Raw genomic sequence first — 26702 nt, forward strand, 5'->3', positions numbered from 1 at the left:
GGATGCGGATTGCGCATCGCAAACCGGCCCGATACAAGCCTGACGAGACGCACTCTTCCCGCAGGATATGGACCCCAGGAATGGATCCCATGGCATCGAATCTGGACACGCTCGTCACGGTTTTCGGCGGATCGGGGTTTTTGGGCCGGAATGTCGTCCGCGCGCTGTGCCGGCGCGACTACCGGGTCCGGGTCGCGGTGCGGCGGCCGGAGCTGGCCGGGTACCTCCAGCCCTCCGGCAAGGTCGGGCAGGTCCACACCGTGCAGGCGAATGTCCGTTATCCGGCCTCGATTGAGGCGGCACTGCGTGATTCGCAGATCGTGATCAATCTGGTCGGCATCCTCGCCGAGGGTGGCGCGCAGAGTTTTGATGCCGTCCAGGCCAAGGGCGCCGAGACCATCGCCAAGGCGGCCGCGGCCGCGGGGGCACAGCTGATCCATGTCTCGGCGATCGGCGCCGACGCGGAATCGCCCTCGCGCTATGCCAGGGCCAAGGCGGCCGGAGAAGCCGCGGTCCTGGCCGCGGTGCCGTCGGCGACGATCTTCCGCCCCTCCGTGATGTTCGGCCCCGAGGACCGATTCACCAACCGCTTCGCGGCGCTGGCGCGGATGTCGCCGGTGCTGCCGCTGATCGGCGGCGACACGAAGATGCAGCCGGTCTATGTCGGCGACGTCGCCACCGCGGTCGCGGATGCCGTCGACGGCAAGGCCAAGGCGGGCGCGACCTACGAGCTCGGCGGCCCGGAAGTCCTGACCATGCGCGAGATCATCGAGGCCATTCTCGCGATTGCCGATCGCAAGCCGATGCTGATGCCGCTGCCGTTTGGCCTCGCCCGCTTCAAGGCCAACTTCCTGCAATTCGCGCCGGGCGCGCTGAAGCTGACGCCGGACCAGGTCACGCTGCTCGCGCGCGACAATGTCGTGTCGGACGCGGCGAAGGCCGCTGGGCTAACGCTGGAAGGCCTCGGCATCGCGCCCGACTCGCTTGAAGCGATCGCCCCGCAATATCTCTGGCGTTTCCGCGCCGCCGGGCAATTCCAGCGCAAGAGCGCGTAACCATCCCCGCAGTCAATTGTTTGAAGTTCGGGGTTACCGCCCCAGTGCCAGCGCGATCAGGCCGAGGGTGCCGACGATCACGCGCCACCAGGCGAACACCACGAAGCCGTGGCGGGTGACGTATTCCAGGAACGTCTTCACCACGATGATGGCGGTGACGAACGACACCACGAAGCCGATCGCGACGATGCCCATGTGGTCCATCGTCATCTCGGAGCGGTTCTTGTAGAAATCGTAGGCGAACGCGCCGATCATGGTGGGAATGGCGAGGAAGAACGAGAACTCCGCCGCCGCGCGCTTATCGGCCCCGAGCAGCATGGCGGAGACAATGGTTGCGCCGGAGCGCGACACGCCCGGGATCATCGCCAGACACTGCGCGATACCGATGTAAAGATACATCAGCAGCGGAAACCGGGTGGCGTCATGCTCGCGCGCCTTGAGATCGAGCTTGTCGACCCAGAGCAGGATGGCGCCGCCGACGATCAGCGAGAAGCACACCACCCAGGGATTGAACAGCAGACTCTTGATGTATTTGCCGCCGACGAGACCGACGATGACGGCGGGAAGGAACGCCACCAGCACGCCGATCACGAAGCGGCGTGCATAGACGTCACCCGTGAACATCCCGATCGCGACGTCCCACAATTTCTTGAAGTACAACACGACGATCGCGAGGATCGCGCCGAGCTGGATCAGGACCGTAAACGAATCCCAGAACGCGCCTTCGCCGAGATGGAAAAAGCGCTCAGCAAGCAGCAAATGGCCGGTCGAGGACACGGGAAGGAACTCGGTCACACCCTCGATGATGCCGAGGATCACTGCCCGTATTGCATCTGACATATTTACGGTCCATTTCGGCTGGAAAAGCGGGGCTCTTCTCGCCCATCCGCTCCCTTGCTGCAATCGCAAAATGCGGCGTCGCGCCCTTGCTTCGCGGTTTTGAATGACTAGTGTGGCGCCGCACAAAACATTGATGGATTCTTAAGCACCATCACATAGTCAAAGGCTTCATGTTTACGCTGTTTCATCATCCGTTCTGTCCGCATTCGCGGTTCATCCGCCTGATCGCGGGAGAATACGGGTTTGAGCTGAAGCTGATCGAAGAGCGCAGCTGGGAGCGGCGCGAAGCATTTCTGCTGCTCAATGCGGCGGGCACGACGCCCGTCCTGGTGGACGACGAGCAGCCGCCGATCCCGGGCGCGGCGATCGTCGCCGAATATGTCGACGAGGCCTATGGCTCTGAGATGGGACTTAAGCGCCTGATGCCGGACACGATCGGCGAGCGCGTCGAGGTCCGCCGGCTGATGGCCTGGTTCAACGAAAAGTTTTTCGAGGAAGTCTCCCACCCGCTCGTCACCGAGCGCATCTACAAGCGCTTCATGAGCGAGGACAACGGCGGGGGCCCGCCCTCGGCCGACGTGATGCGCGCCGCCAAGGCAAACGTGCGCTATCATCTGGCCTATATCGGCTGGCTGGCGCAGACGCGTAATTTCCTCGCCGGCGACCGGCTCACCTACGCGGATCTCGCCGCCGCGGCGCACCTCTCGGCGATCGACTATCTGGGCGACGTGCCATGGAGCGAGGACGACGCGGCAAAGGCCTGGTACGCACGGGTGAAATCCCGCCCGTCGTTCCGTCCGCTGTTGAGCGAATGGCTGGCGGGCGTGCCGGCGTCGCGGACCTACGTGGACCTGGACTTCTGAACTCCGATCCGACCGAACTGAAGACGGCGCTGGCAAACGAAGCACGTGCGCTCGGCTTCGACTGCATCGGCATTACGGAGCCCGGCACGATCGAAAGCGCCGGAAAACACTTTCTCGAATTCATCGCATCCGGCGGCCATGGCGACATGGACTGGCTCGCCGCGCAGCCGGAGCGCCGGGTCGATCCCCGCGGGCTGTGGCAGGACGTGCGCAGCGTCATCATGCTCGGCGTCAATTACGGCCCCGACCAGGATCCGCTCGCGATCCTGCAACAGCGCACGCGCGCGGCGATCTCGGTCTATGCGCAGGGCGACGACTATCACGACCTCATCAAGAAGCGCCTGAAGGCACTGGCGCGATGGCTGGTCGCGACCGCAACTTGTGAGGTGAAGCCTTGCGAAGTGAAAGTATTCGTCGACACTGCGGCCGTGATGGAGAAACCGCTGGCGCAAGCCGCGCATCTGGGCTGGCAGGGCAAGCATACCAATCTGGTCTCGCGCGAATTCGGCTCATGGCTGTTTCTCGGCGCGATCTACACCACGCTGGAACTGCCGCGCGACGACGCCGAGATCGATCATTGCGGCTCGTGCCGGGCGTGCCTCGACATCTGCCCGACCGCGGCCTTTCCCGCGCCCTACAGGCTCGATGCGCGGCGCTGCATCTCGTATCTCACCATCGAGAACAAGGGCCCGATCCCGCGCGAATTTCGTAAAAGCATCGGCAACCGCATCTATGGTTGCGACGATTGCCTCGCCGCCTGTCCCTGGAACAAGTTCGCGCAGGAGGGCCGTGAGGCCAAGCTCGCCGCACGTGACGCTTTGCGCGCGCCAGGTCTTGCCGAGCTCGCACGGCTCGACGACGCTGCGTTTCGCGCGCTGTTCACCAAATCGCCGGTGAAACGCATCGGCCGCGACCGCTTTTTGCGCAACGTGCTGATCGCGATCGGCAACTCCGGTGATGCGGCACTGGCGGACGAGGCGCGGCGATTGCTGGAGGATGAGAGCGCGCTGGTACGCGGGGCTGCGGTATGGGCGCTGGGGCAGTTGGTGCCGCGGGATGAGTTCGAAACGATGAGAGCAACCGCCATAGCGCGCGAGCGTGATGACGGCGTGCGCGAGGAGTGGGAGCTCGCTTCCTAATCCTCGGTGTCATGCCCCGGCTTGACCGGGGCATCCAGTACGCCGCGGCCTATCGATTCAATCACGAGCGCCGCGGAGTACTGGATCGCCCGGTCAAGCCGGACGATGACACCGTTGTTGTGGTAAGAGCGCTCCGCGCCTCCTCACCACGAGGATTGAGCATCTTGATTTCCCCGCACGTTCCTCCAAGCTCGCGCGTCATGACAAACATGCCTTTCTTCACCCGCGACGGCGACACATTCCACCCGACGGAAGTCGCCAATGGGCCGTGGGATCCGACATCGCTGCACGGACGCGTCATCGTCGGCCTGCTCGGCTTCGCCATCGAGGAGCGCCATTCCGGTCCTGAATTCGTGCCGGCGCGGCTGACCGTCGATATGTTTCGGCTGCCCACCATCGACAAGCCGATCGAGGTGACGACACGGCTGGTGCGCGACGGGATGCGCATCCGCGTCGTGGAAGCAGAGTTCTTTTCCGGCGGCATCGGCATGGCGCGCGCCTCGTGCCAGCTGTTACGGCGAACGCAGAATCCCGACGGCAATGTCTGGTCGCCGCCGAACTGGGACGTGCCGAAGCCGGCCGACATTCCCAAGCCGACCGATCCCAGGCTCGGCATGAACGGCAAATGGACCACGCGACCGATCGTCGGTCACATGGGCTCGCTCGGGCCACGAAAGCTCTGGATGAGCGAGGTGCGCGAGCTGGTCGCGGGCGTGCCGATGACGCCGTTCGTCCATGTCGCCACCGGCGCGGACTTCGCCAGTCCGTTCGCGAACGCCGGCGACAAGGGGCTCGGCTACATCAACAGCGACGTCACGATCTATCTGCACCGCCTGCCGGTGACGAACTGGATCGGCTTCGAGGTGGTGAACCACCAGGCCACCGACGGTGTGGCGATCGGCGAATGCTGGCTCTATGACGAGCAGGGCCCGATCGGCACCGCCACTGTCGCGGCGCTGGCGCAGCGCAAGCCGATGGTAAATCCGTCGAAGCGGTAGGTGCGCAAGAACGACGGCTAACCCAAATGGCGCTTCATCTCCGGCCGCGCCTTGAGCTCCGCGCCCTGTCTGGCGACGATCTTCGCAATCCGTTCCGGCGCAAACTTCAAATCGACAAACGCCGGCGCGGTGTTGGCGACCTCGTGATAGCTGACGATCCTTCCGTCCCGGAGCGTCATGATCGCCACGCCCTCGAACATCGCCCGCGCGCCATCAGCCTCCGGCAAGATCGAGCGATAGCTGAACGTGTAGCGCGCATAGAGCGTGGTGCCGTTCGACACCGGGTCGTGCATGTCCCAGCGAAAGTCGGTCGCCGTGCGATAGAACCAGTCGTCGATCATCGCGGCGATCTTCTCGCGGCCGGCGAAGGCGCCATAGAACACGTCGTGATAGACGCCGTCCTCGGTGAAGAGATCCGCAAAGGCTTTTCCGTTGCGTTGTTCGACGGCGTCGCAGAAGGCGCGCAGCATGGCGGTGGTGGTCATCGGCGATTCTCCCCTCCCATTCTCAGTCATGCCCCGACCGGGGCATCCAGTACGCCGCGGCTTCTCGGCTTGAGCACGAGCGCCTCTGGAATACTGCATCGCCCGATCAAGTCGGGCGATGACACCGAGTGCTGGGTGACGATTTCACCCGATCTCGGCCACGGCGGCAAGAATGCGGGCGATGTCCTGCGGGCGCGAGAGGCGGTGATCGCCGTCCTGGATCATGGTCAGCACGACGTCGTCGGCCGGCAGGCGATGGGTCAGGGCGAACGCGTGCTGCCAGGGCACGTCAGGATCCTGCGCACCTTGCAGGATGCGGACGGGACAGCCGAGATCGATGGCGCTGCCGAGCAGGAGGTGGTTGCGTCCCTCCTCGATTAGATTCCGCGTGATCGGATAGGGCAAGCCGTCGCCATAGTTCGACGGTCTCAGCCAGACGCCTTTGGTCTCGATTTCTTTCTTCACCGCGGCCGGAAAATTCTTCCACATCAGCTCCTCGGTGAAATCGGGCGCCGGCGCGATCAGCACCAGGCCCGCCAGCGAGGCTTTGGCTTGCAGTTTCTTTTGCCGCTTTTTGATCTCGCGCGCGAGCAGCAGCGCCATCCAGCCGCCCATGGACGAGCCGATCAGGATTTGCGGGCCGTCGCAGAACCGCTCGAATACCGCGACGCTTTCCTCGAGCCAGCGCCCGATGGTTCCGTCGACGAAATCGCCACCGGATTCGCCGTGGCCGGAATAATCGAACCGGACCACGGCGCGGCCGTGATCCCGGGCCCATTCGTCCAGCGCCACGGCCTTGCTGCCCTGCATGTCCGACTTGAAACCGCCGAGCCAGACCAGCCCAGGTCCTTGACTTGATTCTTGGGCCGCGCGGCGGCGCACCGCGATCCGGCGTGCGGACGGGCCTTCGCCCACATCGATGAAGTCGAGCACGGCATCGGGAATTGGGTGATTCATGGAACGTTTACTCTGGCTGTGCGGTTTGAGCTGTCCGGACGTGCTCCGCAGCGCAGCCGGACGTCGTCATTGGCCCTTTGGGACGCTTGCGGAACAGAAGCAAGGTGTCTATGTCCCTCTGCGTGCCCCGCCGTGGCCAAAATGCCTCGCATTTGAGGCTTTTTCGACCGCCGCACGAGCGATTGCTTGCCGGCAACCGTATCTTCCTGCAAAATAGCCGCCTCTTTTCATAACTTTGGAGAACCACCCATTCGCCGTCCAAATAAAGCCCCGCCCACTGCCGCCAAAGACGGGCCGCGCATCAATGACGATATTCGCAATGCGCAGATCCAGCTGATCGATCAGACCGGTGACAACAAGGGCACCATCGAGACCGTCGCGGCTATCCGCTTGGCCCAGGAAGCCGGCATGGATTTGGTCGAGATCTCGCCGAACGTCAGCCCTCCCGTCTGCAAGATCATGGACTACGGGAAGTATAAGTATTCCGCGCAGAAAAAAGCCGCCGAAGCCCGCAAGCGGCAGAAGATCGTCGAGATCAAGGAGATCAAGCTCCGCCCGATGATCGACGACCACGATTACGAAGTGAAGATGCGCGCCATGCAGCGGTTCTTCGAAGAAGGCGACAAGGTCAAGATCACCCTGCGCTATCGTGGCCGCGAAATGGCGCACCAGGAGATCGGCACCAAGCTGCTCGACAAGATCAAGACCGACGTCGCCGAGCTCGCCAAGGTGGAGCAGGACGCGCGGTTCGAGGGCCGTCAGGTCGTCATGGTGCTGGCGCCGCGCTGACGCTGGTTCTTTAGGCTGAAGAATTCAACGGCCCGTCCGGATCTCCGGCGGGCCGTTTTGTTTTTTTGCCTCTCCCGCTTGCGCAAGAGAGAGCGCACCGTCCTCTGGAGGCGATAATTACGTCCTCGTCGCATGCCAGGTGCCGCTGCACTGATCGCCGGAGATGATACCCCTCCACGAACCGGCGCCGTTCACGCCAGCGAGGCGGCCGCCGCCGCTGGCATGGGAGGCCCCGACCGAGACCTGGACCGCGACGGTACCGCTGCGATTGACCTTGCCGGAGACCCGACCGCCGCCGGGGACGACACCCGGCTGCCGGTGACGGTGAAGGGGACGCTGTAGCCCGAGCTGCAATTGCCGCGGGTGGTGGCGAAGGTGACGTTCCAGACGCCGTCATAGCCGCGGATGCGCGCATTGGCACTCGACGGAAACGCGGCCATGGCGAGCACGGCCAACAGCGCCAGGCAGCGCGGACGAGCGACATCAGTCAAGGACGACAGCGTTTGGGAAAAAGGGGGCATTCTGGTCCTGCTCCGGGTCACACGGCTCGGACATGAGGTTAGCAATTCCGGATAGTCGCCGGCTAGGTTCCACCGGTTCATCGTTGCCAATTCGCCCGTCCTCTGTCATAAGCCCAGCCTTCATTGCCCGGCTGATTAAGGGCTGCCGTGCGGTGTCCGTGCGGGTTTCGCGCTTGTTCGTAAAACCTGAGCACAATCAACGCTCTAACGAGCATTTTGACGGCCAGCCGCCTTTGCGGGCGGATTTCTATGGCCATTAGGAGAGCCAAATGCCCAAGCTGAAGACCAAATCGGGCGCTAAAAAGCGCTTCAAGGTGACTGCCACCGGCAAAGTGATGTTCGCTCATCGCAGCAAGCGTCACGGCATGATCAAGCGGACGAAGAAGCAGATCCGGCAGCTGCGCGGCACCGCCGTGCTGTTCAAGACCGACGGCGACAACGTCAAGAAGTACTTCTTGCCGAACGCCTGATCGCGTCCACGATCATTGCCACCCGCGCCGCAGCTTTCGCGGCGATCCGAACATCAAGTCATCTTTCGAAGGATTTTTGTCATGGCTCGCGTCAAACGCGGTGTGACCGCCCACGCCAAGCACAAGAAAGTCTATAAGGCCGCCAAGGGTTTCCGCGGCCGCCGCAAGAACACGATCCGCACCGCCAAGCCGGCGGTCGAGAAGGCTCTCGTCTATGCCTTCCGTGATCGCAAGCGCAAGAAGCGGACGTTCCGCGCGCTCTGGATCCAGCGCATCAACGCCGCCGTGCGTCCGTTCGGCCTGACCTACAGCCGCTTTATCGATGGCATGGCCAAGTCCGGGATCACCGTGGACCGCAAGGTGCTGTCGGATCTCGCGATCAACGAGCCCGCGTCGTTCCAGGCGATCGCCGAGAAGGCCAAGGCCGCTCTGGCGGCCTGAGCTAGCGGCCGGCTCCGCCGGCCTTCAGCGCGCGTTGCGAGTAGCGCTGGGCGACCTCCGCCCGGCAGAATGCCGTGAACGACAGATACATGGTGCCGGATTTATTCCGGTACTTCCGGTCGCACACGCGCATCTCGCGTTGGTAAGCCTGTTTCCGCACCGTGTTGAGGCCGGGCATGAAGTCCGCCTCGCATTTCTTCTCGACGGCGGCGCCGAGCTGGACATCGCCGCTCGCGGTCAATTGGCAATCCTGAAACACCTTCATCGCGCTTTCGCAGCCCTTCTGGGCACCGATGGTGTCAACGACCTCGTCCAGCGTCATGGACTTCTCCATGCAGACCATGGCGCGCGCCGGGGTGCTCGCGACCAAGAGAACGACGGCGAGAGCAGCCAGACCGGATCTTGAGAGCATCGCGAAAGTCTCCTCGTATCCTCCTTGGTGCCAGCCTCCCGCGCGAGGTTCAACCCAGCCGCTCGTCAGCCCGAATGACCGGCTTTTCGCTTGACGTTACGGCCTTCGGGCGGCGACAACCCAGCCGAATTTGGCAGCAGGGATTTGACCGTGTCCGACCTCGCAATGCTCGAAACATCCATCCTCGACCAGATCGCCGCCGCCGGCGACGAGGCCGCCCTCGAAGCGGTGCGCGTCGCAGCCCTCGGCAAGAAGGGTTCGATCTCGGCGCTGCTTGCCACGCTCGGAAAAATGTCCCCGGACGAGCGCAAGACGCAAGGCGCCGCGATCAACCAGGCCAAGGACAAGGTCACCGAGGCGCTCGCCGCGCGGCGCGACGTCTTGAAATCGGCGGCGCTCGACGCGCGGCTTGCGTCGGAAACCATCGACGTCACCCTGCCGCTGCGCGATGCGCCCGCCGAGGCCGGCCGCATCCATCCGCTGAGCCAGGTCTGGGACGAGCTGACCACGATCTTCGCCGACATGGGATTCTCGGTTGCCGAAGGCCCCGATATCGAAACCGACGACTACAACTTCACCAAGCTGAATTTTCCGGAAGGCCATCCCGCGCGCGAGATGCACGACACGTTCTTCTTCCACCCGAAGGAGGACGGCTCCCGCATGCTGTTGCGCACCCACACCTCGCCGGTGCAGGTGCGCACCATGCTGAGCCAGAAGCCGCCAATCCGCGTGATCTGCCCGGGCCGCACCTATCGCATCGATTCGGACGCGACCCACACGCCGCAATTCCACCAGGTCGAAGGCCTCGTCATCGACAAGCACTCCCATCTCGGCCATCTCAAATGGATCCTGCACGAGTTCTGCAAGGCGTTCTTCGAGGTGGACCACATCAACATGCGCTTTCGGCCCTCGTTCTTCCCGTTCACGGAGCCGTCGCTGGAAGTCGACATCCAGTGCCGCCGCGACAAGGGCGAGATCCGCTTCGGCGAGGGCGAGGACTGGCTCGAGATTCTCGGCTGCGGCATGGTGCATCCGAACGTGCTGCGCGCCTGCGGCATCGATCCCGACGAGTACCAGGGCTTTGCCTGGGGCATGGGCATCGACCGCATCGCCATGCTGAAATACGGCATCGCCGATTTGCGCCAGCTGTTCGACAGCGACGTCCGCTGGCTGTCCCATTACGGCTTCAAGCCGCTCGAAGTACCGACCCTCGCGGGAGGGCTGAGCTCGTGAAATTCACTCTCTCCTGGCTGAAGGAACATCTCGAGACCGACGAGCCCTTGGACAAGCTTGCCGAGAAGCTCACCATGATCGGGCTCGAGGTCGAGAACATCGAGGACAAGGCGAAGGCGCTGAAGCCTTTCACCATCGCGAAGGTGATATCCGCCGAGCAGCATCCGAATGCGGATCGGCTGCGCGTCTGCATGGTCGACACCGGTGATGGCGGCGCACCCGTGCAGGTGGTGTGCGGGGCGCCGAATGCGCGGACGGGTCTCGTCAGCGTGTTTTCGCCGCCCGGCACCTACATTCCCGGCAAGGACATCACGCTCGGTGTCGGCACCATCCGCGGAGTCGAGAGCCGCGGCATGCTGTGCTCGGCGGCCGAACTGCAGATTTCCAACGACCATGACGGCATCATGGAATTGCCCGCGGATGCGCCGATCGGCGCTGCCTACGCCGCATGGGCCGGCCTCGGCGATCCCGTAGTCGAGATCAACCTGACGCCGAACCGGCAGGACTGCACCGGCGTGCACGGTATCGCGCGCGACCTTGCCGCCGCCGACATGGGCAAGTTCAAGGACCCCACAATCAAGCCGATCAAGGGCGAATTCCCCTGCCCGGTGAAGGTCACGGTCGAGGACGCGGTGCTGTGCCCGGGCTTCGCGCTGCGGCTCGTGCGTGGCGTGAAGAACGGGCCGTCGCCGGAATGGCTGCAGAAGCGACTGACCGCCATCGGGCTGCGCCCGATCAACGCACTGGTCGACATCACCAACTTCATGACCTACGACCGCGCACGGCCATTGCACGTGTTCGACGCGAAGAAAGTGAAGGGCAATCTCGTGGTGCGCCGCGCCCGCGACGGCGAGACGCTGCTCGCGCTTGACGGCCGCAGCTACAATCTCGATCCCGCGATTTGCGTCATCGCGGACGAGCACGGCGTCGAATCGCTTGCCGGCATCATGGGCGGCGAGGCCTCGGGCTGCGACGAGACTACCACCGACGTGCTGATCGAATCGGCGCTTTGGAACGAGATCAACATCGCCCAGACCGGCCGCAAGCTCGGCATCAATTCGGACGCGCGCTACCGCTTCGAGCGCGGTGTCGATCCGGCTTTCATGGTGCCGGGGCTGGAGCTCGCGACAAAACTCGTGCTGGAGATGTGCGGCGGCACGCCGTCCGAGAACGTCGTGGTCGGCAAGAGCTTCGGCGACGACCGCGTGATCGATTTTCCGGTGACCGAGGTCAAGCGCCTCTCGGGCATCGAGGTACCGATGCCGGAGATCAAGCGCATCCTGACTCATCTCGGCTTCATGATGGCGGGCCCGGGGCCCGTCGTGAAGGTCGCGGTGCCGTCATGGCGGACCGACGTGCACGGCAAGGCCGACATCGTCGAGGAAGTCGTCCGCATCTACGGCGTCGACAAGGTGCCGATGACGCCGTTCGAGCGCGGCGAGGACGCACGCAAATCCGTGCTGACCCCGCTCCAGCTCCGCACCCGCCGCGCCAGGCGCGCGCTGGCGAGCCGCGGCATCATCGAAGCGGTGACCTGGTCCTTCATCACCAAGTCAGCCGCAGAGCTGTTCGGCGGCGGCCAGCGCGAACTCGAGGTCGCCAACCCGATCGCGTCGGATTTGTCCGACATGCGCCCGACCCTGTTGGCCGGCCTGATCGCGGCGGCGCAGGCCAATGCCGATCGCGGCTTGAGCGATGTCGCGCTATTCGAGGTAGGGCAGGTGTTCAAGGGCGATCGCCCGCAGGATCAGTTCATGGCGGCAAGCGGCCTCCGCCGCGGCTTTGCGTCGTCGCAAGGTCTGGGACGACACTGGTCGGGTTCGGCGCAGGCTGACGTGTTCGATGCCAAGGCCGATGCGCTCGCGGTACTCGCCGCCGCCGGCGCACCAATGCAGGCCCTTCAGATCGTCGCGGGCGGCCCGTCCTGGCTGCATCCCGGGCGCTCCGGTACGATCCAGATCGGGCCGCAAAACGTGCTCGGCTATTTCGGCGAGATGAATCCGCGCGCGCTCGAGGCGCTCGGTGCCGGCGGCCCGCTGATGGTGTTCGAGGTGATCCTCGACCGCATCCCCGAGGCGAAGAAAAAGCCGACCCGTGCCAAGCCCGTGATCGAGCTGTCGGCATTCCAGCCTGTGTCGCGCGACTTCGCCTTCATCGTCGACCGCACCGTGAAGGGCGGCGACATCATGCGCGCGGCTCAGAGCGTCGACAAGAAGCTGATCACCGCTGTGAACGTGTTCGACGTCTACGAAGGCAAGGGCATCGACGACGGCAAGAAGTCGATCGCGATCGCGGTGACGATTCAGCCGCGCGAAAAGACCCTGACCGACCAGGAGATCGAGGCCGTCGCCGCGAAAATCGTGGCGGAGGTGACGAAGAAGACCGGCGGCACTTTGAGAGCATGATCATGCTCGAGAATCATAGAGCATGAATCTCACTGACTTTCTTCCAAAGGATGTCAGCCTCACCATTGCGATGGCGCTCTGCGCCGTCGCTTTCGTTTCGGGCACCGCGCGCGGCTTCTCCGGCTTCGGCTCGGCGCTGATCTTCATGCCGTTGGCGAGCAGCATCGCGGCGCCGCGTCTGGTTGCCGCGCTGCTCCTCGTGATCGATTTCGTCGCGGCCGCGCCGCTGCTGCCTGACGCCTGGCGCAAGGCCGACCGCAAGGCCACCGCCGTGATCGTGCTGGGCGCGCTGGTCGGCGTGCCCGTCGGCACCTATTTCCTCAGCGTGCTCGAACCCGTTACGACGCGGTGGATCATCTCCTGCTTCGTCGCCGCGCTGTTGCTCTTGCTGCTGTCGGGCTGGCGCTATCGCGGCAAGGACCACGCGTGGCTCTCGGTCGGCATCGGCAGCCTCTCCGGCTTCTGTAGCGGCCTCGCCCAGACCGGCGGCCCGCCGATCGTCGGCTACTGGCTCGGCCGCCCGGTCGCATCGATCGTCGCGCGCGCCAACATCTTGCTGTTCTTCGGCGCGTCGGATTTCTTCTCGATGATCAGTTACGCGACCACAGGCCTGATCTCACGCGAGTCGCTTGTGCTATCGCTCATCGTCGGGCCGGTCTATGCGATCGGCGTCGCCTTCGGTGCGTCGCTGTTCGGCCGTGCCAGCGAGAAAGTGTTTCGCGCCATCTGCTACGCGCTGATCGCGCTCGCGGTGATCGCGGGACTGCCGCTGCTGGACGGGGTGTTACGGTAAGTCTCTCCGCGAGTCGTCCTGGCGAAAGCCAGGACCCATTCCCCCGGTCAGCGCTATAGAAGCTGACAGCCCCAAGTCTTCGCCAAACTGCGCCCTGGGGTAATGGGTCTGGATCTACGCTTCGCTTCGCTGCGCTTGTCCAAGACGACGACTGAATTAGTTCCTCTGCGACTGCGGCGCGCGCCGCTTCTTCGTCGACTGCGTTGGCACATCGGCCGGCTCGTCCTTGAGCGCGCCGATCTTGCGCAAGGCCGCGTCCGCGGCGCGCTCGCCGCTTTCCCAGGCGCCGTCGACGGTGCCCCAGAGCGTCTCGTGCGTGGCTTCGCCGGCGAGGAACATGTTGCCGATCGGCTCGGTCAGGATTTTTCGCGAGAGCTGACCGCCCGGCGAGGCCGCCGACATCGCACCCATGACGAAAGGCGAGGCGTTCCAGCGCGTCACGCTGGCTTTCTGCACTGCGGCGGCAACTTCGCTGCCGAACAGCTTCGTGATCCATTCTCTGGCGAAGGCCGTCATCGCCTTCTCGCCTTGCTGGGTGAGATCACGGCCGAACGAGCCGCCGACATCGATCGAGCACAGCGAGGAGCCGCCGATATTGGCGAACATCAGCGCCGTGCGCGTCGAGTTGCTCTGCTCGATCAGGATGTCGTCGCGCGACAGGCCGAGCGGATTGCCCGGTAGCTGCAGCACGATGTGATCGTAGCTCCCGAGCGTGAGCTTTGATGCGGCATCGAGCGTGCGCTTCGGAATGTCAGGCCCGAACTTGATCGCGCCCGAGGTCAGGACATTAGTCGAGACCGTAATGATGGCCGCGCGGGCGGCGATCCTGCCGGCCTGTGTCTCCACGCTGACGTCGCGATTGCTCCAGACGATCCGGCTCGCCGGTGTCGACAGTGCGACCGGCGCCTGCTCACCCAGTTTGGTGATCAGGGTCCCCAGGCCCTGGCGGCAGGCGATCGCGGCGTTGCGATCCTGTGCACGCGCCTTGTCGATCGCAGACAGCTCCTTCAGGTCCTTGCCGGCGAAGCTCGCACCCAGCATGAACTCGGCCGCCCCGGCCCAGTCGCCGAGATCCTTCGGCAGCACCGAGGCGCAGGCGGTATCGAGCTTGCCGCGCGCGGCCTCGTCGATGGCGCGGTTGGCCCGGACCAACGCCGCCAGGAACTCCTCGGTCTCGCCGGCCCGTGCGTTGCGGCGGCCGATGCGCATCTTCTGGCCTGAGCGCGCCGGCAGAACGTCGAGCCCGGCACTGCGCGCCAGCCGGATCATCGGATTGGTATCGGGATTGTGCATCCAGCGCGCGCCGCGATCGAACGGCGTGTCGAAGGTGGTCGTATCCGTGATGCAGCGGCCGCCGATCTGCGACGCAGCCTCCACCACCACGACCTTGCGATTGGCCGCCATGATACGCCGCGCCGCGGCAATTCCCGCCGCGCCCGCGCCGATCACGAGAATGTCAGCCTCGCGCGGCAGGGTCGCGGCGGTTGCGCGCAGGACCGGCATCGCGGCAAGGCCCGCCGACGCCGATAGGAAACTGCGGCGCGTGATTGTCATGTCATGGTTTCCGGAGACTTGCGGCAAACGGGAACAGCTAGCGAACCTTGCCGTATCTGATGTTGCGCGGCAACCATCATGGTGAATCAATCGTGCTTGATGTCACAAATCGATGAACCGAATTGCAACACGTTCCGACCATGGTAGAGAAGAGAAAAAGACGGCCGGAAAAGGCCGTGGGGGAGTTTGAAATGGGGACGGTCCTGGACTCAGTCGGCAAGCTGATTGCCGCGTACCTCTCGAAGGAGGTGCCGGGCTATGAGCCGTTCACGCCGAGCGACCCGGAGCACCTGCGCGGCGTCATCGAGCCCGGCGACGTGCTGCTGGTCGAGGGCAACAACCGCATCTCTGGCATCATCAAATATCTGACGCAGTCGACCTGGTCCCACGGCGCACTCTATGTCGGCCCGATCGAGGGTGCGGAAGAACCCGACGGCGAGCCGCACGTGCTGATCGAGGCCAATATCGGCGAAGGCGTCACCTCCGCGCCGCTGTCGAAATATTTTCCCTATCACACCCGCGTCTGCCGCCCGGTCGGGCTGTCCTATGAGGACCGCACCACGGTCTGCCGCTATGCAATCAACCGCATCGGCTTCGGCTACGACACCAAGAACATCGTCGACCTGATGCGCTTTCTGTTTCCGCTGCCGATCCCGCAGCGCTGGCGGCGGCGCATGATCTCGATCGGCTCGGGCGATCCCACCAAGATCATCTGCTCGGCCCTGATCGCGCAAGCGTTCGACGCCGTGCGTTACCCGATCCTGCCCAAGATCACCAAGGCCGGCAGCCGTGCTGCCCGCCGCGAGATCCTGCACATCCGCGATTCCTCGCTCTACATGCCCCGCGACTTCGACATCTCGCCCTATTTCGAAGTCGTCAAACCCACCATCGTGCACGGCTTCGACTACACCGCCTTGCACTGGGCCGACAAGCAGAAGCCGCTCGAGGAGGTAGCCGGCACCTTCGGTGTGTTTCCAGAAACGTTCCGTGCGCCGCCGCTCGTTCCTGAAACGATTGACGAAGAGGCGCCGATTCCGGCTGAAGAAGTGAGCGCGCACCCAGCGGAGACGGTCGATCGCGTCACCGTCTCGGAGCGCTTCCGGCGGCTGAAGAAGCTGGCCATGGACCGCCCAAGGCGGCGCGGTCGGGCGCGCGAACGGGCGGCGTAGCCGTCGCTCCACTATCGTCATTGCGAGCGCAGCGAAGCAATCCAGGTCTCTGCCTGAGCAGTCTGGATTGCTTCGTCGCTACGCTCCTCACAATGACGGCGATCTACCGCTCCGCCCGCCCAATCACCGCCATCAGCTCCGCGATCTTCTCGCGCTGGTCCGCCTTGTCGCCGCTCGCGATCGCATGCTCGACGCAATGGGCGACGTGATCTTTCAGAACCTCTTCCTCGACCCGGCGCAAGGCGGCGCGCACCGCCGAGATCTGCGTGACGATGTCGATGCAATAGCGGTCCTCCTCGACCATTTTCGAAAGGCCGCGAACCTGCCCCTCGATCCGGCCGAGACGTTTTCCGACAGATGCCTTGATGTCCTTGCGCATGCCGACTATATACCCCCCCAGGGTATGACTTGCAAGGCCGGAGCGTGGCAATGAACGACGCCGAACACGAGCACCGTCACAACGCGGAAACACGTTCCGGATGCGGCTGTGGCAGCAAAGCTCCGCCGGTCGCCAAGCCCGCGGCCTCCTCCTGCTGCGGCGGGCACGGCGATCACGCGCATGACCACGGCGCCGCGGCAACAGTCCGCGATCCCGTCTGCGGCATGACGGTCGATCCTGCGACCTCAAAACACCGGTTCGACCATCACGGCGAGACCTTCCATTTCTGCTCGGCCGGCTGCCGCACCAAATTCGCTGCCGACCCCGCAAAATATCTCGCCAAGGAGAAGACACCCCAACCCGAGATGCCCGCAGGCACGATCTACACCTGCCCGATGCATCCGCAGATCCGCCAGGCCGGACCCGGCACCTGCCCGATCTGCGGCATGGCGCTGGAGCCGGAAGTGGCGAGCCTGGAGACCGGTCCCAATCCCGAGCTTGCCGACATGACGCGGCGGTTCTGGATCGGCGGCGCGCTGGCGCTGCCGGCCGTCGTGCTGGAGATGGGCGGCCATCTCGCGGGCCCGCACAATTGGATCGATGCGACGCTGTCGAATCGGATCCAGCTCGTCTTTGCAACGCCAGTGGTGCTGTGGGCCGGCTGGCCGTTCTTCGTCCGCGGCTGGCAGTCGCTGCTGACGCGCAACCTCAACATGTTCACGCTGATCGCGATGGGCACGGGCGTCGCCTATGTCTACAGCCTGATCGGCACCATCACGCCGCAGATTTTCCCTGCCACCTTCCGCGGCCACGAAGGCGCGGTCGCGGTTTATTTCGAGGCAGCGGCCGTCATCACCGTGCTGGTGCTGCTCGGTCAGGTGCTGGAGCTGCGCGCCCGCGATGCGACGTCGGGTGCGATCAAGGCGCTGCTGCAGCTCGCCCCGAAGACCGCGCGCCGCATCGATACCGACGGCGGCGAGCACGAGGTCGAGATCGACGCCCTTCATGCCGGTGACCGCTTGCGCGTGCGTCCGGGCGAAAAAGTGCCGGTCGACGGCGTCATTCTGGAGGGCCGTTCCTCGCTCGACGAGTCGCTGGTAACAGGCGAGTCCATGCCGGTCACCAAGGAGACGGGCGCGAAGGTCATCGCGGGCACGCTCAACCAGTCCGGCAGCTTCATCATGCGCGCCGACAAGGTCGGGCGTGAGACGCTGCTGTCGCAGATCGTGCAGATGGTCGCGGACGCGCAGCGCTCGCGCGCGCCGATCCAGCGTCTCGCCGACCAGGTCGCGGGCTGGTTCGTGCCGGCGGTGATCGCCGTTGCCGTCATCGCGTTCGCAGCCTGGGCCTGGTTCGGACCGGAGCCGCGGCTGGCCTTCGGCCTCGTCGCCGCCGTCAGCGTGCTGATCATCGCCTGCCCCTGCGCGCTTGGCCTGGCGACTCCGATGTCGATCATGGTCGGCGTCGGCCGCGGCGCGCAGGCAGGCGTGCTGATCAAGAACGCCGAGGCGTTGGAACGGATGGAGAAGATCGACACACTGGTGGTCGACAAGACCGGCACGCTGACCGAGGGCAAGCCGAAGGTGGTCGCGATCGTGCCGGCGGCCGGCTTTGCGGAAGATGACATCCTCCGCTTGGCCGCCAGCGTGGAGCGCGCCAGCGAGCATCCTCTGGCCGACGCGATCATGCGCGCGGCGAAGGAGAAGCAGCTCGCGCTGGGCCAGGTCGAGCAATTCGATTCGCCGACAGGCAAGGGCGCCACCGGCAAGGTCGACGCCAAAACCATCGTGCTCGGCAATGCCAAATATCTGATGTCGATCGGCATCGACACCAAAACGCTCGATGGCGAGGCCGAACGGCTGCGCGGCGATGGCGCGACCGTGATCAACATGGCCGTCGACGGCCGGCTCGCCGGCCTGTTCGCGATCGCCGATCCGGTCAAGGCTTCCACGCCGGAGGCGCTGAAGGCACTCGCGGCCGAAGGCATCAAGGTCATCATGCTGACCGGCGACAACCGCACCACGGCGCAGGCCGTGGCGCGCAGGCTCGGCATCGCCGATGTCGAGGCCGAGGTGCTGCCGGACCAGAAGAGCGCGGTGGTGACGAAGCTGCAGAAGGCCGGCCGCAGCGTCGCGATGGCCGGCGACGGTGTCAACGACGCGCCGGCGCTGGCAGCTGCCGAAGTCGGCATCGCCATGGGCACCGGCACCGACGTGGCGATGGAGAGCGCCGGCGTCACGCTGCTGAAGGGCGATCTCACCGGCATCGTGCGTGCGCGAAAACTGTCGCAGGCGACGATGAGCAACATCCGGCAAAACCTGTTCTTCGCCTTCATCTACAACGCCGCGGGCATTCCGATCGCGGCCGGCATCCTCTATCCGACCTTCGGCGTGCTGCTGTCGCCGATCATCGCCGCGGCCGCAATGGCGCTGTCCTCGGTCAGCGTGGTTGGAAACGCGCTGCGGCTGCGGGCAACGCCGCTGTGAGCGAGCGCCTTCTCTCTCGCACCGTTCACGAAACGCGGTAAGCTGCGCGTAGCCCGGATGAAGCGGAGCGAAATCCGGGGTTTGTCCACGTATCGAAACCGTCCCGGATTGCGCTTCGCTCCATCCGGGCTACCACTACGTACCAAGCGGTACCCGCGGAGAGGGCTTGATGCAGCGGATTACGATCACGATCGAGGACGATCTGCTGGCGGAGATCGACGCGGCAGCGGACGCGCGCGGCTACCAGAACCGCTCCGAGATCATCCGCGACCTCGCGCGCGCCGGCTTGCAACAGAGCAGCGAGGACACCGCACAGACCGGTTCTTGCGTCGCCGGTCTCGTCTATGTCTACGACCACGCCGCCCGCGACCTCTCAAAACGTCTGGTGCAGGAATTCCACGGCCACCACGACCTCGCGCTGGCGACGCTGCATGTCCATCTCGACGACAACAATTGCATGGAGATGACGGCACTGCGCGGCGACGCCTCCGAGGTCCGACATTTCGCGGACCACATCATCGCCGAACGCGGCGTGCGTTATGGCCGCGTGGTGATGATCCCGACGGGTGAAGCGAAGCCGACGAAGGCACGCAAGCAGACGCACCGGCATGAGTAGGAGCTATCCTCTCGTGCCCCGGACGCAGCGCAGCACCACAAGCGCGTTTACGCGCGTCTTCGACACGCTATGGTGATGCGCTGCTGAGCCGGGGCCCATCTCACCGTTAGCGCAAGCTCTTGGGTCCCGGCTCTGCGTCGCGTCACTTCATGCCGCGCCGCATCCGGGACACGAGAGCGACATTTATCAGGCTGCCTTCGCACTCCGACCCGGCAAGCCCGCACGCGCAACACCGCCATACAGCGTTTCGTTCGGCATCTCCTCGCGCAGGATCCGGCGCACCGCGATCAACTTCTCCAGATCGATGCCGGTCGCAAAGCCCTTGCTCTCGCACAGGAACACGAGATCCTCGAACACGACATTGCCGGTCGCACCGGGGGCGAAGGGGCAGCCACCGAGGCCGCCGAGCGAGCCGTCGAGGATCCGCGCGCCTTCGTCGAGCGCCGCGGCCGCGTTCGCGATGCCCATGCCGCGGGTATCGTGGAGATGGATGCAGATCGGCTTCGACCCTGCGAGCTTCACCGCGGCGCGCGTCAGCTCGGCCACCTGCTTCGGCCCGGCATAGCCCACGGTGTCGGCGATGCCGACGAAATCGACACCGGCTTCGAGGCATTTGTCGACCAGCCGCAGCACTTCTGCAGGGTCGACCGCCCCGGTGATCGAGCAGCCCAGCCCCATCGAGATCGCCGCGTTGACGAGCGGCTTGTGGCTGGTGGCATCGCGCATCTCGCACAGGCGTTTCAGATTGACGATGGCGGACTCGCGCGAACGGTGCGCATTGGCCTGGCTGTGCTCTTCCGTCGCCGAGATCACGGAGGCGATTTCGCCGACGCCGGATTCCAGCGCCTCGTTCACGCCGCGTTCGTTGAGCGCAAGCGCGATGCCATGCGCGCCGGACAATGAAGCGACGGTCGCGACGACATCACGAACATCGACGAATTGCGGAAAAGTCTTCGCCGGCAGGAACGAGCCGACCTCGAAATGCCGCACGCCGGCGGCATATTCCTCGCGCACCCAGCGTTGCTTGGCGTCGGTCGACGGAATTTTCTTCACGAGCTGGAGCCCGTCGCGCAGGCCGACTTCGCGCAGGCTGACGCGCCCTGAGGGGTAAATCTCCTGAATCCGGCTCATCCGCGCCTCCCTGTTGTTTTTGACGTGGCATCTTCATTTTCATTGTCGATCTCGGCGCGAACGGCCGCAGTGTCGGCGCCGAGCGGCGCGACCTTCAGGCCTTCGCCGATATGGCTGCCGTTCCATTCGATCGGCAGCGCCGGCACCCGGAACGGCCTGCCGTCGGCGGTGACATTGTTGACGAGCCCGCCCGGCCGCAGCACATGCGGATCGGTGAAGAGATCCTCGGGCCGGTTGATCGGCGAAAAGCAGATGTTGAGCGCATCCAGCCTCTGCGACAGTTTTGCCACGTCCCACTGCCTGATGATCCCGGCCGCGCGCGGAATGATCCGCCCGCGCGCCAGGATGCGATCGGTCGTGGTGCGCAAGGCGGGATCATCGAGGAATTTAGTCAGCCCGAACTCGCGGCAAAAGCTCTGCCAATGGCCTTCGGTGACGACGCCGATGAAGATGCGCTCGCCGCCGGCGGTCTCGAAGATGTCATAGATTGGCCAGGCATGCTCGCGCTCCGGCATCGAGCGCGGCTTGTTCCCGGTCATCTCGTATTCGACCATGTGCTGGGCAACCAGAAACAGGCAGTTCTCGAACAGGCCGATGCGGATGTCGGCGCCGTCGCGTTTTCCTCCGCGCTTCTGATAGAGCGCCGCGAGGATCGCGATCACACCGAACATGCCGCCCATGATGTCGTTGGCGGACGAGCCGACGCGCTGGGGCTTTTCGCTGGTGCCGGTCATGGCGGCGAGGCCCGCCATCATCTGCACCACCTCGTCGAGCGCGGGGCGGTGCTCGTAGGGACCGGAGAGGAATCCCTTGTGGCCGGCAATGATCAGACCCGGATGCCGGCGGCGCAATTCGTCCGCGCCAAGCCCCTGCTTACCGAGCTGGCCGTCGCGAAAATTCTCAAGGAACACGTCGGCGGTCGCCAGCAGCCGGTGCATGGTGTCGCGATCCTCAGTCTTCTCGAAATCCAGCACCACGCTGCGCTTGCCGCGGTTGAACAATGGGAAAAAGGCGGTCCCCATGCCCCCCAAGCTCCGGGTCTTGTCGCCCGCAGGCGGCTCGACCTTGATCACGTCGGCTCCGAGCTGCGCCAGGATCATGCCGCAGGTCGGGCCCATGACCATGTGGGTCATCTCGACCACGCGCACGCCTGCAAGCGGCAATCCGTCCGCCGATTCTTCCATCGCCATATGCGCCTGTTCCTTTGCCGCGCTGGTTCCGCTTGTTGTCAAGCGGGTTGGTGGAGCAACGGTCTTGCCGAATTCATCGTGGCTTCGTTGATGCCAGCGGTCAATCCGGCCATAAGCGGTGCCGCCGATCTCCCTTGCCGAAGTGGCCCGGGGTGTCTACCTCTCGCGGGTGATTTCGTGAGAGGAACTCCCATGCTGGATGCCGCCGTCAAGGCGCTGTCACAAATGATCTCGCCGCCGATGCGCTCGATCCTGTGGCGGTCGATCGGCGTCGCACTGGTGCTGATCATCGTGCTGGCGATCGGCTTGCAGCGGCTGCTGAGCTGGTTTGCGACCTATGGCGAGGCGTGGCTGGAAGGCCTGCTCGGTCCGGGTTGGCACTCATCGCTCGAGGTGTTGTCCTGGATCATTTCGATCGCCGCGGGCCTCGGCGTCGTGTTCGGGGCTGTGTTCCTGATGCCCGCGATCACCTCCCTGGTTGCGAGCGTGTTCGTCGACGACGTCGCCGACATCGTCGAGCGCGAGCACTATCCGGCGGAGCGGCCGGGGATCGCGCTGCCGTTCAGCCAGGCGATCTACGAGGGCGTCAAGACCGCGCTGCTGACGATCCTGGTCTATCTGGTCGCATTACCGCTGGTGCTTTTCGCCGGCGCCGGTTTCCTGGTCTTCTTCCTCGCCACGGCCTGGCTGCTCGGCCGCGAATATTTCGAGCTCGCGGCGATGCGGTTTCGCTCGCCGGAGGAAGCCAAGGCGATGCGGCGCGACAACGCCGCCACCATCTTCACCGCGGGCCTGTTCATCGCAGCCTTCGTCTCGATCCCGATCGTCAATCTGGCGACGCCGATCTTCGCCATGGCCTTCATGGTTCACATGCACAAGCGGCTGTCAGGTCCGCGGCCCGAGCTGATCGAGCCGGCGCGGCAGGTGCGATAGGTCAAGCGGACTTGGCGGCGCGCTCGTACGACGCCCCCTCGTAGAGGCGCTCTGCGTCCCGCTTGTCTTGATTTTGCTCTCCGCCGCCGTAAGGTACGCAGCATGATTTTCATGTCCACATTCTTCCCGCTGATCTGAGCGACCAAGTCGTTCCGGCGTATCGCGCCAATCAGATCAAGACGGCTGCGCTGACGCGGTGGCCGAACGGAGAAATGTGCAATGCCCAAAACCGAGCGCATCGGCGTGACCTCTCATCGGGTCCTAAACTTCATCGACGACGGTTTCATCAAGATCGAGAACGCCTTCAGCACGCACCTTGCGGAACAATGCAGGGACGAATTGTGGGCGGATATTGGTCTATCGCCACACGAGCCCGAAAGCTGGACCCAGCCGGTCATTCGGGTGGGATCCAAGACCTCGCCACCATTCATTGAAGCCGCCAACACGCCGATCCTGCACGAAGCCTATGACCAACTCGCGGGTGACCGCCGCTGGATCGCGCCCAATGCGCTCGGAACTTTTCCGGTCCGCTTTCCCTCACCGGAATCCCCTGGTGATGATGGCTGGCATGTGGACATGAGTTTCGGCTTCGATAATCCGGATTTCATGCAGTGGCGCGTCAATGTGAAGAGCAGCGGACGCGCATTGCTGATGCTCTTCCTGTTCTCGGGCGTAGGCCCTGAGGATGCGCCAACGAAGATACGGAAAGGTTCGCACGCCACCATCGCCCGGGAGCTGCTGCCCTATGGCGATGCAGGCGCAACGCTGGAGCAGATCTCTGCCAACGGTTACGCTTCTACGGAAGATTGCGACGTTGAACTGGCAATCGGTGCGGCAGGGACCGTTTATCTCTGCCATCCATTCCTGGTTCACGCCGCGCAACCTCACCGGGGGAAGCGCCCGCGTTTCATGGCACAGCCGCCGCTGCTGCCAACAGGCGAGTTCGACCCGGCGTTGCCACCCTCGCCGGTTCAGATCGCCATCCGTCGGGCTTGTGGTCTGACGTTATAGTCAGAGCCAACCCGGACCGTCGCTCGGCGCGTGGGTCGTCTGGATCCTGAACCTACGTCAGGGGCACTCCGCATCTGCGCAACAGCATCCTGGCGAAGCCGAACGGCGCCGGCGTGAACGGGCCGGGCGGGGCACGGGTGACCAGGGTGACGACGCCGAGCGCCGCCATCGCGACCCAGAAGCACAGCCAGAAGCCGTCGATATAGGCGAGCACATTGGCCTCGCGCTGGACGAGGCCGGCGAGCGTACCGACCGCGCGTGCCTGTGCCGAGCCGGCACCATGGGCCGCAAAATGGTCGGCGAGCTGTTTCAGCATGCGGACCACGTCGACGTCGCCGACACCGAGATTCTGGCCGAGATAGAAGGAATGGATCTGCTCGCGGACGCGCAGCCACGTCCCCATCAACGCGATGCCGATCTCGGCGCCACCGAGCCGCATGATCTGGATATAGGCGGCAAACGAGGTCGCACGGCTCGGATCGGAGTTGGACAGCAGCGTGATGATCAGCGGCAGCAAGGTCAGCGACTGCCCGATCGCCTGGAGCAGCACGATGCCCGCGAAATCCTCGCGCGCCCAATCATGGCTGAGCTGCGTGCCCCAGAGATTGGCGGCGGCGAAACAGGCAAATCCCACGACCACCACCGTGCGCGTATCGAAATGCCGCAGCAGCCAGATCGAGAGCGGCACCAGCACGAACATTGGCAAGGCGCCACAGGTGAGCAGCAGCAAGCCACTCTGCTCCGGCCTGAGCAGGGCGATGGTGGCGAGGAAATTCGGCACCAGCGACGCGTTGGAGAGGCTGGTCAGCGTGTAGAGCAGGATCAGGACCAGCCCCAGGCCGATATTGCGCGAGAACAAGACGTTCACATGCGCCCAGGGCTGCCGCACCAGGGACTCGTTGACGAGGAAGCCCGCGACCAGCACCGCGCCGGCAATGATCAACGCCATCACAGTCCCCGACCCCAGCCAGTCCAGACGGTTGCCCTGGTCGAGCCCGGCATAGATCATCGAGACGCCGGCGCCGAGCAGCAGCATGCCGCCCCAATCGGCGTCGCGCAGCAAAGCGCGATTCACCGGCTCGTTCGGCGTGCCCCAATAGACCATCAGGCCCATCAGCGGCGCGATCAGGACGCTCTGCCAGTACAGCCATTGCCAGCCGAGATGGTCGACATAGAAGCCGACCAGCGAGCTCGATGTATCGAGCGCGAAGCCGACGCGGATCGAATAGATCGAGATCGCCGGAAGCCACCAGCGGATCGGTAAATTGCGGAACACGATCATCAGCGTCGCCGGCACGAAGGTGCCGAGCAGGAGGCCATGCACGACGCTGAGCGCGAGCAATGTCGGATAGTCGTGCACGAACGGGATGATCAGCGAGACCGCGGCATAGACGAGGCTGGGGATACCCAGCACGCGACGCAGGCCGAATACGGTGGCAAGCCAGGCCACCGCGGGCGCGATGAAGATCTGCGAGCCGATGCCCGCCGTGGAGAGCCATGCGCCTTCGTCGAACGAGAGCGAGAACGCGCCGCGCAGGTCCGGCAGGCCAATCGTGGTCAGCCGGCTGTCAAAATTGGCGAGGAACGAGCCGAGCAGCACCGCCGCCACCGCAAACAGCGGCTGCGGGGCGACGCCGCCGCGCGAGAGCGGTCCGCGACTGGAATCGTCATTTTCCGCCATTGCCGGCCTTGGTGTCGATGCTGGTGACGACCGACATGCCCGGCACCAGCCGCGCCAGCAGCGGCTGGTTGTCGTCGAACTGGATGCGCACGGGAATGCGCTGCACGACCTTGGTGAAATTGCCGGTTGCGTTGTCCGGCGGCAGCAGCGCGACCTGCGCGCCGGTCGCGGGCGCAATGCGCTCGACCCGGCCGCGCAGCTTCTCGCGCGGGAAACTGTCGACGGTGATCTCGACCGGCTGACCCGGTGCGACGTGGGTAAGCTGGGTCTCCTTGTAATTCGCGATCACATAGACCTTCGGCAACGGCACGACGTTGATGAGGTTGGTGCCGATGTTGACGTAGTCGCCGGGCTGGACCTGTCGCTCGCCGACGACGCCATCGAACGGCGCGGATATCTTGGTGTAGCCGAGCTTTAGCTTCGCGCTCGCCAGCGTCGCCTTGGTCGCTTCGAGATCGGCCGCGCGCTGCTTCCTGGTGCCTTGCAGGACTTCGAGCTGGTGCTGCTGGGCCGCGATCACGGCGCGGCTCGCGCGCACGTCGGCCTGCGCCTTGGCATAGCCTGCGACCGCCTGTTCGAAGCGCTGCCGCGTACCGGATTCGGTCTGCGACAGCGACTGCTGACGCTCCTGCTCCTGCCGCGCCTCGACCTCCACGGCTTCGGCCGAGAGCCGCGCGGCTTGCGCCTGCGCGATCGTCGCATATTGCAGCTCGATCTGGTTCGCCAGATTGTCGAGCACGGCCTGCGCAGCGGCGACCGCCGCTTCGGCCTGCGCGACTTGCGTCTCATAGTCGGCAGGATCGATCTGGATCAGGAGATCGCCGGCCTTGACGCGCTGGAAGTCGGTGACCCCGACGGTCAGCACTTCGCCGGAGACGCGACTGGCGAGCCGCGTCAGCTCGGCGCGCACATAGGCGTCGTTGGTGGTCTGGACCACCGAATTGCCGACCCATTCGTCGAAGCGCTGCGTTGCAAGCGCGACGAAGCCGAGCGCGACGATCACCGCGAACAGCGGAATCGCGAGCCGGCTCCAGAGCGAACTCGCCGGTGGCTGCGTTGGCTTCGGTGGCGGCGCCGGTGTAGCAGGAGGTGGCGATGGCGAGATTTGTTCCTGCTGACTCACGCTAGACTCCAAACCACTTTCCCGAACG

Annotated in this window: 25 protein-coding genes and 1 pseudogene; 15 read left to right on the forward strand and 11 right to left on the reverse strand. The window is 64.7% G+C overall.

All coding sequences use genetic code 11. The features are described from left to right. Positions 1-89 precede the first annotated feature (89 nt). A complete protein-coding gene (locus ACFQX9_RS04085; protein WP_377786715.1) occupies positions 90-1055 on the forward strand; it encodes a complex I NDUFA9 subunit family protein in 966 nt (321 codons plus the stop codon). 33 nt (positions 1056-1088) lie between these two features. Here ACFQX9_RS04085 and ACFQX9_RS04090 read toward each other — a convergent pair whose 3' ends face one another. Further along, the gene (locus ACFQX9_RS04090) at positions 1089-1895 is read right to left on the reverse strand and encodes an undecaprenyl-diphosphate phosphatase (protein WP_026233013.1); all 807 of its coding nucleotides are present in this window, start codon (positions 1893-1895) and stop codon (positions 1089-1091) included. A gap of 170 nt (positions 1896-2065) precedes the next feature. Between ACFQX9_RS04090 and ACFQX9_RS04095 the strand changes: the two genes are divergently transcribed. The 3 genes from ACFQX9_RS04095 to ACFQX9_RS04105 all read left to right on the forward strand — a co-directional run bounded on the left by ACFQX9_RS04095 (position 2066) and on the right by ACFQX9_RS04105 (position 4895). Then, the gene (locus ACFQX9_RS04095) at positions 2066-2758 is read left to right on the forward strand and encodes a glutathione S-transferase family protein (protein ID WP_377786717.1); all 693 of its coding nucleotides are present in this window, start codon (positions 2066-2068) and stop codon (positions 2756-2758) included. Then, positions 2707-3897: a tRNA epoxyqueuosine(34) reductase QueG gene (queG, locus tag ACFQX9_RS04100; protein ID WP_018455734.1), complete on the forward strand. Its 1191-nt coding sequence runs from the start codon at positions 2707-2709 to the stop codon at positions 3895-3897. The genes ACFQX9_RS04095 and queG overlap by 52 nt, the downstream gene beginning before the upstream one ends. A gap of 200 nt (positions 3898-4097) precedes the next feature. Next, complete coding sequence (locus ACFQX9_RS04105) at positions 4098-4895, forward strand: acyl-CoA thioesterase domain-containing protein (RefSeq protein ID WP_368508952.1); 798 nt, start codon at positions 4098-4100, stop codon at positions 4893-4895. Between the two features lie 17 nt (positions 4896-4912). Here ACFQX9_RS04105 and ACFQX9_RS04110 read toward each other — a convergent pair whose 3' ends face one another. Together ACFQX9_RS04110 and ACFQX9_RS04115 are read right to left on the reverse strand one after the other, a co-directional pair. Beyond that, positions 4913-5380 (reverse strand): nuclear transport factor 2 family protein, encoded by a 468-nt coding sequence (locus tag ACFQX9_RS04110; RefSeq protein ID WP_018455732.1) that lies wholly within the window; start codon positions 5378-5380, stop codon positions 4913-4915. A gap of 144 nt (positions 5381-5524) precedes the next feature. Beyond that, the gene (locus ACFQX9_RS04115; protein ID WP_247474994.1) at positions 5525-6337 is read right to left on the reverse strand and encodes a carboxylesterase; all 813 of its coding nucleotides are present in this window, start codon (positions 6335-6337) and stop codon (positions 5525-5527) included. Positions 6338-6586: 249 nt separating this feature from the next. Between ACFQX9_RS04115 and infC the strand changes: the two genes are divergently transcribed. Further along, the gene (gene infC / locus ACFQX9_RS04120; RefSeq protein WP_085349942.1) at positions 6587-7126 is read left to right on the forward strand and encodes a translation initiation factor IF-3; all 540 of its coding nucleotides are present in this window, start codon (positions 6587-6589) and stop codon (positions 7124-7126) included. A 117-nt stretch (positions 7127-7243) separates the two neighbouring features. Here infC and ACFQX9_RS04125 read toward each other — a convergent pair. Further along, positions 7244-7647, reverse strand: a pseudogene (locus ACFQX9_RS04125) (hypothetical protein). A gap of 269 nt (positions 7648-7916) precedes the next feature. Between ACFQX9_RS04125 and rpmI the strand changes: the two are divergent. Both rpmI and rplT read left to right on the forward strand, forming a co-directional pair. Beyond that, a complete protein-coding gene (rpmI, locus tag ACFQX9_RS04130; RefSeq protein ID WP_007598540.1) occupies positions 7917-8117 on the forward strand; it encodes a 50S ribosomal protein L35 in 201 nt (66 codons plus the stop codon). A gap of 81 nt (positions 8118-8198) precedes the next feature. Further along, positions 8199-8558 carry a 50S ribosomal protein L20 gene (gene rplT, locus ACFQX9_RS04135; protein WP_007598538.1) on the forward strand — a complete coding sequence of 120 codons (360 nt, stop codon included), beginning with the start codon at positions 8199-8201 and terminating at the stop codon, positions 8556-8558. A gap of 1 nt (position 8559) precedes the next feature. Here rplT and ACFQX9_RS04140 read toward each other — a convergent pair whose 3' ends face one another. Further along, a complete protein-coding gene (locus ACFQX9_RS04140; RefSeq protein ID WP_377786721.1) occupies positions 8560-8970 on the reverse strand; it encodes a hypothetical protein in 411 nt (136 codons plus the stop codon). A 150-nt stretch (positions 8971-9120) separates the two neighbouring features. Between ACFQX9_RS04140 and pheS the strand changes: the two genes are divergently transcribed. The 3 genes from pheS to ACFQX9_RS04155 are packed head-to-tail and all read left to right on the forward strand — an operon-like array spanning position 9121 to position 13401. Then, positions 9121-10203, forward strand: a complete 1083-nt coding sequence (gene pheS, locus ACFQX9_RS04145) for a phenylalanine--tRNA ligase subunit alpha (protein ID WP_027514765.1) — start codon at positions 9121-9123, stop codon at positions 10201-10203. Next, positions 10200-12608, forward strand: a complete 2409-nt coding sequence (gene pheT, locus ACFQX9_RS04150; RefSeq protein ID WP_377786725.1) for a phenylalanine--tRNA ligase subunit beta — start codon at positions 10200-10202, stop codon at positions 12606-12608. Before pheS ends, pheT begins: the two co-directional genes overlap by 4 nt. 22 nt (positions 12609-12630) lie before the next feature. Next, positions 12631-13401 (forward strand): sulfite exporter TauE/SafE family protein, encoded by a 771-nt coding sequence (locus ACFQX9_RS04155; RefSeq protein WP_018455726.1) that lies wholly within the window; start codon positions 12631-12633, stop codon positions 13399-13401. A gap of 156 nt (positions 13402-13557) precedes the next feature. On the opposite strand, the gene ACFQX9_RS04160 is transcribed toward ACFQX9_RS04155, so the two are convergent. Beyond that, a complete protein-coding gene (locus ACFQX9_RS04160) occupies positions 13558-14955 on the reverse strand; it encodes a flavin monoamine oxidase family protein (RefSeq protein ID WP_377786728.1) in 1398 nt (465 codons plus the stop codon). Between the two features lie 191 nt (positions 14956-15146). Between ACFQX9_RS04160 and ACFQX9_RS04165 the strand changes: the two genes are divergently transcribed. Further along, complete coding sequence (locus ACFQX9_RS04165; RefSeq protein ID WP_018459587.1) at positions 15147-16124, forward strand: YiiX/YebB-like N1pC/P60 family cysteine hydrolase; 978 nt, start codon at positions 15147-15149, stop codon at positions 16122-16124. Between the two features lie 103 nt (positions 16125-16227). Here the strand turns inward: ACFQX9_RS04165 and ACFQX9_RS04170 are convergent, their stop codons facing one another. Continuing rightward, entirely contained in the window at positions 16228-16503 is a 276-nt protein-coding gene (locus ACFQX9_RS04170) for a metal-sensitive transcriptional regulator (protein ID WP_007598521.1), read from the reverse strand. Between the two features lie 50 nt (positions 16504-16553). On the opposite strand from ACFQX9_RS04170, the gene ACFQX9_RS04175 reads away from it, so the two are divergent. Both ACFQX9_RS04175 and nikR read left to right on the forward strand, forming a co-directional pair. Beyond that, positions 16554-18989: a heavy metal translocating P-type ATPase gene (locus ACFQX9_RS04175; RefSeq protein ID WP_166517705.1), complete on the forward strand. Its 2436-nt coding sequence runs from the start codon at positions 16554-16556 to the stop codon at positions 18987-18989. 169 nt (positions 18990-19158) lie between these two features. Continuing rightward, a complete protein-coding gene (nikR, locus tag ACFQX9_RS04180) occupies positions 19159-19605 on the forward strand; it encodes a nickel-responsive transcriptional regulator NikR (RefSeq protein ID WP_085349927.1) in 447 nt (148 codons plus the stop codon). Positions 19606-19791: 186 nt separating this feature from the next. Here nikR and ACFQX9_RS04185 read toward each other — a convergent pair whose 3' ends face one another. Together ACFQX9_RS04185 and ACFQX9_RS04190 are read right to left on the reverse strand one after the other, a co-directional pair. Then, positions 19792-20736: a hydroxymethylglutaryl-CoA lyase gene (locus ACFQX9_RS04185; protein ID WP_377786731.1), complete on the reverse strand. Its 945-nt coding sequence runs from the start codon at positions 20734-20736 to the stop codon at positions 19792-19794. Beyond that, on the reverse strand, positions 20733-21926 hold the full coding sequence (locus tag ACFQX9_RS04190; RefSeq protein WP_377786733.1) for a CoA transferase: 1194 nt from the start codon (positions 21924-21926) through the stop codon (positions 20733-20735). Before ACFQX9_RS04190 ends, ACFQX9_RS04185 begins: the two co-directional genes overlap by 4 nt. A gap of 192 nt (positions 21927-22118) precedes the next feature. On the opposite strand from ACFQX9_RS04190, the gene ACFQX9_RS04195 reads away from it, so the two are divergent. Both ACFQX9_RS04195 and ACFQX9_RS04200 read left to right on the forward strand, forming a co-directional pair. Then, entirely contained in the window at positions 22119-22859 is a 741-nt protein-coding gene (locus ACFQX9_RS04195; protein ID WP_377786735.1) for a sulfate transporter family protein, read from the forward strand. Positions 22860-23078: 219 nt separating this feature from the next. Beyond that, on the forward strand, positions 23079-23870 hold the full coding sequence (locus ACFQX9_RS04200) for a phytanoyl-CoA dioxygenase family protein (protein WP_018459592.1): 792 nt from the start codon (positions 23079-23081) through the stop codon (positions 23868-23870). 52 nt (positions 23871-23922) lie between these two features. Here the strand turns inward: ACFQX9_RS04200 and ACFQX9_RS04205 are convergent, their stop codons facing one another. Beyond that, positions 23923-25551, reverse strand: coding sequence for an MFS transporter (locus ACFQX9_RS04205; RefSeq protein WP_368508959.1), 1629 nt, complete (start codon positions 25549-25551; stop codon positions 23923-23925). After that, positions 25538-26674, reverse strand: coding sequence for an HlyD family secretion protein (locus ACFQX9_RS04210; protein ID WP_247474983.1), 1137 nt, complete (start codon positions 26672-26674; stop codon positions 25538-25540). Before ACFQX9_RS04210 ends, ACFQX9_RS04205 begins: the two co-directional genes overlap by 14 nt. Between the last annotated feature and the right edge of the window lie 28 nt (positions 26675-26702).

The organism is Bradyrhizobium sp. GCM10028915, assembly GCF_042666195.1.
Taxonomy (GTDB): domain Bacteria; phylum Pseudomonadota; class Alphaproteobacteria; order Rhizobiales; family Xanthobacteraceae; genus Bradyrhizobium; species Bradyrhizobium canariense_D.

Coding starts and splice junctions, on each gene's coding strand:
- ACFQX9_RS04085 (WP_377786715.1), top strand. CDS start 90: ATGGCATCGAATCTGGACACGCTCGTCACGGTTTTCGGCGGATCGGGG.
- ACFQX9_RS04090 (WP_026233013.1), bottom strand. CDS start 1,895: ATGTCAGATGCAATACGGGCAGTGATCCTCGGCATCATCGAGGGTGTG.
- ACFQX9_RS04095 (WP_377786717.1), top strand. CDS start 2,066: ATGTTTACGCTGTTTCATCATCCGTTCTGTCCGCATTCGCGGTTCATC.
- queG (WP_018455734.1), top strand. CDS start 2,707: ATGGCTGGCGGGCGTGCCGGCGTCGCGGACCTACGTGGACCTGGACTT.
- ACFQX9_RS04105 (WP_368508952.1), top strand. CDS start 4,098: ATGACAAACATGCCTTTCTTCACCCGCGACGGCGACACATTCCACCCG.
- ACFQX9_RS04110 (WP_018455732.1), bottom strand. CDS start 5,380: ATGACCACCACCGCCATGCTGCGCGCCTTCTGCGACGCCGTCGAACAA.
- ACFQX9_RS04115 (WP_247474994.1), bottom strand. CDS start 6,337: ATGAATCACCCAATTCCCGATGCCGTGCTCGACTTCATCGATGTGGGC.
- rpmI (WP_007598540.1), top strand. CDS start 7,917: ATGCCCAAGCTGAAGACCAAATCGGGCGCTAAAAAGCGCTTCAAGGTG.
- rplT (WP_007598538.1), top strand. CDS start 8,199: ATGGCTCGCGTCAAACGCGGTGTGACCGCCCACGCCAAGCACAAGAAA.
- ACFQX9_RS04140 (WP_377786721.1), bottom strand. CDS start 8,970: ATGCTCTCAAGATCCGGTCTGGCTGCTCTCGCCGTCGTTCTCTTGGTC.
- ACFQX9_RS04155 (WP_018455726.1), top strand. CDS start 12,631: ATGAATCTCACTGACTTTCTTCCAAAGGATGTCAGCCTCACCATTGCG.
- ACFQX9_RS04160 (WP_377786728.1), bottom strand. CDS start 14,955: ATGACAATCACGCGCCGCAGTTTCCTATCGGCGTCGGCGGGCCTTGCC.
- ACFQX9_RS04165 (WP_018459587.1), top strand. CDS start 15,147: ATGGGGACGGTCCTGGACTCAGTCGGCAAGCTGATTGCCGCGTACCTC.
- ACFQX9_RS04170 (WP_007598521.1), bottom strand. CDS start 16,503: ATGCGCAAGGACATCAAGGCATCTGTCGGAAAACGTCTCGGCCGGATC.
- ACFQX9_RS04175 (WP_166517705.1), top strand. CDS start 16,554: ATGAACGACGCCGAACACGAGCACCGTCACAACGCGGAAACACGTTCC.
- nikR (WP_085349927.1), top strand. CDS start 19,159: ATGCAGCGGATTACGATCACGATCGAGGACGATCTGCTGGCGGAGATC.
- ACFQX9_RS04185 (WP_377786731.1), bottom strand. CDS start 20,736: ATGAGCCGGATTCAGGAGATTTACCCCTCAGGGCGCGTCAGCCTGCGC.
- ACFQX9_RS04190 (WP_377786733.1), bottom strand. CDS start 21,926: ATGGCGATGGAAGAATCGGCGGACGGATTGCCGCTTGCAGGCGTGCGC.
- ACFQX9_RS04195 (WP_377786735.1), top strand. CDS start 22,119: ATGCTGGATGCCGCCGTCAAGGCGCTGTCACAAATGATCTCGCCGCCG.
- ACFQX9_RS04200 (WP_018459592.1), top strand. CDS start 23,079: ATGCCCAAAACCGAGCGCATCGGCGTGACCTCTCATCGGGTCCTAAAC.
- ACFQX9_RS04205 (WP_368508959.1), bottom strand. CDS start 25,551: ATGGCGGAAAATGACGATTCCAGTCGCGGACCGCTCTCGCGCGGCGGC.